The organism is Armatimonas sp. (assembly GCF_964826245.1).
Window position 1 is genome coordinate 1 of sequence record NZ_CBAYMC010000332.1, and the last position, 3,897, is coordinate 3,897.

Sequence of the window (3,897 nt, forward strand, 5' to 3'; positions counted from 1 at the left end):
CCCGTTTTGCTAAACTCCCCTAGCCATCATGCGCCCCTAAGATTTTTATGCACAGCGGCTCGCCGTGTATTCTCATCCCTAGTTCACATCAATCCGAATTACTTTGGAGAAATCCGCCACTGCCAGATGCTCTCGTCGAATCAGCCAATTGTGGGTAAACACCCCGCCGCTAAACTCTGACTCCTTGAACAGGCAAACCCAGTCACGATACGTTTGCCGTCGCCCTTCAGTGGAAAGCTCACGCATAGGTCGCCCGGTATAGATCTCCTCACACAACGGCTCCAACTCTCCCTGGTAGTCATCAGGATGCCCCAGAAGCTGCGTGTCACCATTTCGCATGTCCTCAATTATATTAAACTCTAGCTTCGCACCTGGATAATCTCCTCCACAAGGGGCACTCCAACACGGCCAGTATTGAACACTCGTTTCACTATGCCCCGTAAAGTGGCCTTCAGGAAACTCCCGTCGTTTTAGGGATGCGAGTTCGGGGAAGTAGAAAACCCCGCAAGCACCAATCTGATTCCTTCCCTCCCCATACAGGCTCAAGAAAAACGAAATGAGACCAGATGCAGGTAACTGCTTCTCAACATCGAAACGTGCAGCTTCCTCCAGATTGAATTGCGCTACAAATCCCCAAGGTTGATCAGATTGGTCACACGGCCAGGAAAACTCGGGAGGCAGATCCGGTTTTCCGTAGCGCTTGGAGCCACCGGTAGGAATGGCATCTCCACGAAGTCCATAGTCCAAAAGATCAATGGCAGGCACAATCACTGTATCCAGCTCAGCCAGCAAAGTTTCCATACCTGCGGCAACAATCGCCTCATGAATCTCAGCACGCGTTTTCATCTTCTAGTTCACAGCAAACGTAATTGTCTTTGAAAAATCCACCTGGGCGAGATCGTTGCGGCGGATGTGGCAATTTAACGTGAAGACACCTCCCGCACAGTCGGCGTCTTTGAGTAGACAGAGCCAGTTCTGATAGGAGGCAAGTTCGACCTGGTTCAAGAGGGCACAGTAGTTCTCCGGGCGGTTTTCAAAACAGTTCTTGACCACACCCAGATAGGCAAGTTCACACTCCGGCTCATGGTCTCCCTGGTAGTCGTCGGCGTGCCCCAATAAGTGACTCCCAGACTCCACGCAGTGGTGGAGCGGATCACCTGGTGCCCCCTCACCCCAGTCGTAGAGCACATCAGCCACGGACTCAAATGCTTCCCGAGCCTCGGTGTTCTTTCCGAGAAACTCTAATTTCCCAGAAGATTGGTAGTTGGGAACCGACCAAGTCGAGCGAAAGTAAAGCAGTTCAGCAATATCCTCCGAGCCGCGACGCTCCAGCAACAGGCCAGGAGGAAAGTAATACACAGGATCGCCGTCAATATCGCCTAGGCCAAATTCGTCACGAAGGAAAAAGCTCAGCATCCCGACCTCAGGCAAGAGTTTCTCGGTATCGAAAACGGCTACTTCCGCTAGATTAATCTGACATAAAAATGGACAGGGTTTCCCATCACGCTCTGGCCAGACGAATTCGGGGGGGAGATCGGGTGCACCCCATCGCTTCGATTGTCCCACGGCAAGTGTCGCATCGGAGCAATGGTAGGATTTTACAAGGATTGCAGGGCGAACGAGCGGCTCTAGCTGCGGCCAGAACGATTCTAATCCTGCTTCATCAAACCGCTCCCGGAGCATCTCTTTGGTAACATGCGCCATGCCACATTTTACAACAAAAGCCTCTCTTCCCGGCGAGGCACGAGCCATTAGGGGAAGAGAGGTGGCGAGCCCTAGCGAGCCGGAGAGATGGCCCTACCCATCTTGTCCCCCACTCACTCCTGCGTGCAGTGGCTCGTAGCAGGAGTAGTAGTAGGGAGTTTTGGCCTCAAACTCGGCGGCGCAGGTGTCCACGATCTTGAAGGTCGGGATGATTCCAGCAGCCTTACGGCGGTTGCGAATGTCAAGCTCTACTTGCCCCGTCAGCTCGGCGATCGTACGATCAGGGAAGCCTAGAGACTTTGCCTCGGCGAGGAGCGCATTGTCGAGGCTTGCGCCCGCTTGCTCTAGCCGAAGTTCCATGTCCACCAGGTTCTTGATCTTCACCAAGAACCATGGATCGTAGTGTGCTAGGTTGGCAATTTCCTCGACCAGCATCCCCCGACGGAAAGCTTCCGCGATGGCGAAGAGGCGCTCGTCGGTGGCGACCCGGAGCAGGTTTTCGAGCTGCATCTCGCTCCAGCCTGAGGCGTGCCGGTAGCGCAGGCTATGAACGCCGATTTCGAGCGAGCGCACGGCTTTCATGAGCGCACTCTCGAACGACCGATCCAGTGCCATCACCTCGCCTGTGGCCTTCATCTGGGTGGTGATGCGCCGATCTGCGCTGACAAACTTATCAAAGGGCCAGCGGGGAATCTTCACCACGCAGTAGTCGAGCGCGGGCTCGAAGCAGGCGAGGGTCTTACCGGTCACTTTGTTCTCGATCTCATCAAGGTGCAAGCCAATGGCGATCTTGGCAGCGGTGCGGGCAATCGGGTAGCCCGTGGCTTTACTGGCCAGCGCCGATGAGCGTGAGACTCTCGGGTTCACCTCGATAATATAGTAATCAAAGCTCTTGGGATCAAGCGACATCTGGACATTACAGCCCCCCTCGATCCCCAGCGCCCGGATAATCTTGAGGCTTGCCGTGCGGAGCATCTGGTACTCTTTGTCCGAGAGGGTCTGCGACGGCGCGACGACGATAGAGTCTCCCGTGTGGACGCCCATTGGGTCCAGGTTCTCCATGTTGCAGATCGTGATACAGGTGTCGTTGGCATCGCGCATGACCTCGTACTCGATCTCTTTCCAGCCATTGAGGTAGCGCTCCACCATCACCTGGTTCACCGGCGAGAGGCGCATCCCTCGGCGCGCGATCTCCAGCATTTCGTCCACGGTGGGCGCAATTCCCCCGCCGGAGCCACCAAGCGTGTAGGCAGGACGAATGATCAGCGGCCACGGCAGGCCCTCTTGCTTGGCGAGTTCGAGGAGCGACTCCTCCGAGTCAATGATCCAGCTCTCAGGGACAGGCTCACCAATGCGCCGCATGAGCGAGCGGAACTCCTCGCGGTCCTCGGCCATCTGGATCGAGCGGAGCTGCGTTCCCAGGAGCTTGACATTGAACTCTTCGAGAATCCCTAGCTCCGCGAGCTTGGCCGCCATGTTCAGACCCGTCTGCCCTCCCAGTGTGGGAACGAGGCCGTCGGGGCGCTCGCGCTCGATGATCTTGCGCAGGAACTCCGGGGTCAGCGGCTCGATATAGACTCTATCGGCCATCTCGACATCGGTCATGATGGTCGCCGGGTTGGAGTTGACCAAGACCACCGAGCAGCCCTCCTCACGGAGCGCACGGCACGCCTGCGCCCCCGCGTAGTCAAACTCGGCGGCCTGACCGATCACGATCGGCCCGGAGCCGATCACCATTACCTTCTTAATTGCTGGATCTTTTGGCATTTCTTTTCCTCGTCAGGAGTATTCCTGTAATAATCAAGCCGCCCCCTAGCACGTGCCAAAGGGTGATGGGCTCATGAATCAGTGCAAATGCGCCCAGTGCAGCAGCAAAGGGCAGGGCATACATGGCGCTGGTGGCGGCGACGGTTCCCACTTTACCGACCGCGGCGTTCCAGGCGACAAATCCAAAGAGTGTGGTGGGTACAGCGGTCCAGAAGACGGCGAGCCAGGTCTGGGGGGCGACAGCGGCCCAAGCAAACGAGCTTCCCCGCCACAGGACATACGGCAGGCTCCAGAGTGCCCCGAAGCCGACATTGCCGAGCGTGACTTTCAGAGCAGGCGTCGTGGCGAGCTGCTTGCCCAGAAGCGTCAGAAATCCGCCGTGTAGCGCGGCGCGAAGAAGCGCCATTGTATCGCCGCGCCAGGTTG

At 56.9% G+C, this 3,897-nt stretch carries 3 protein-coding genes and 1 pseudogene; all 4 read right to left on the minus strand.

Translation table 11 applies throughout. The annotated features are described in order from the left end of the window. Positions 1–78 precede the first annotated feature (78 nt). Positions 79–846: a DUF1963 domain-containing protein gene (locus tag AC1XOS_RS20840; RefSeq protein ID WP_481964134.1), complete on the minus strand. Its 768-nt coding sequence runs from the start codon at positions 844–846 to the stop codon at positions 79–81. Positions 847–849: 3 nt separating this feature from the next. Continuing rightward, positions 850–1,704 carry a DUF1963 domain-containing protein gene (locus AC1XOS_RS20845; protein WP_481964135.1) on the minus strand — a complete coding sequence of 285 codons (855 nt, stop codon included), beginning with the start codon at positions 1,702–1,704 and terminating at the stop codon, positions 850–852. 132 nt (positions 1,705–1,836) lie between these two features. Further along, positions 1,837–3,471: pseudogene (gene carB / locus AC1XOS_RS20850) on the minus strand (carbamoyl-phosphate synthase large subunit); the annotation flags it as partial. Beyond that, positions 3,449–3,897, minus strand: a 449-nt coding sequence (locus AC1XOS_RS20855; RefSeq protein WP_481964136.1) for an EamA family transporter, incomplete at its 5' end; no start/stop codon positions are given. The pseudogene carB and the gene AC1XOS_RS20855, both read right to left, overlap by 23 nt.

Coding starts and splice junctions, on each gene's coding strand:
- AC1XOS_RS20840 (WP_481964134.1), bottom strand. CDS start 846: ATGAAAACGCGTGCTGAGATTCATGAGGCGATTGTTGCCGCAGGTATG.
- AC1XOS_RS20845 (WP_481964135.1), bottom strand. CDS start 1,704: ATGGCGCATGTTACCAAAGAGATGCTCCGGGAGCGGTTTGATGAAGCA.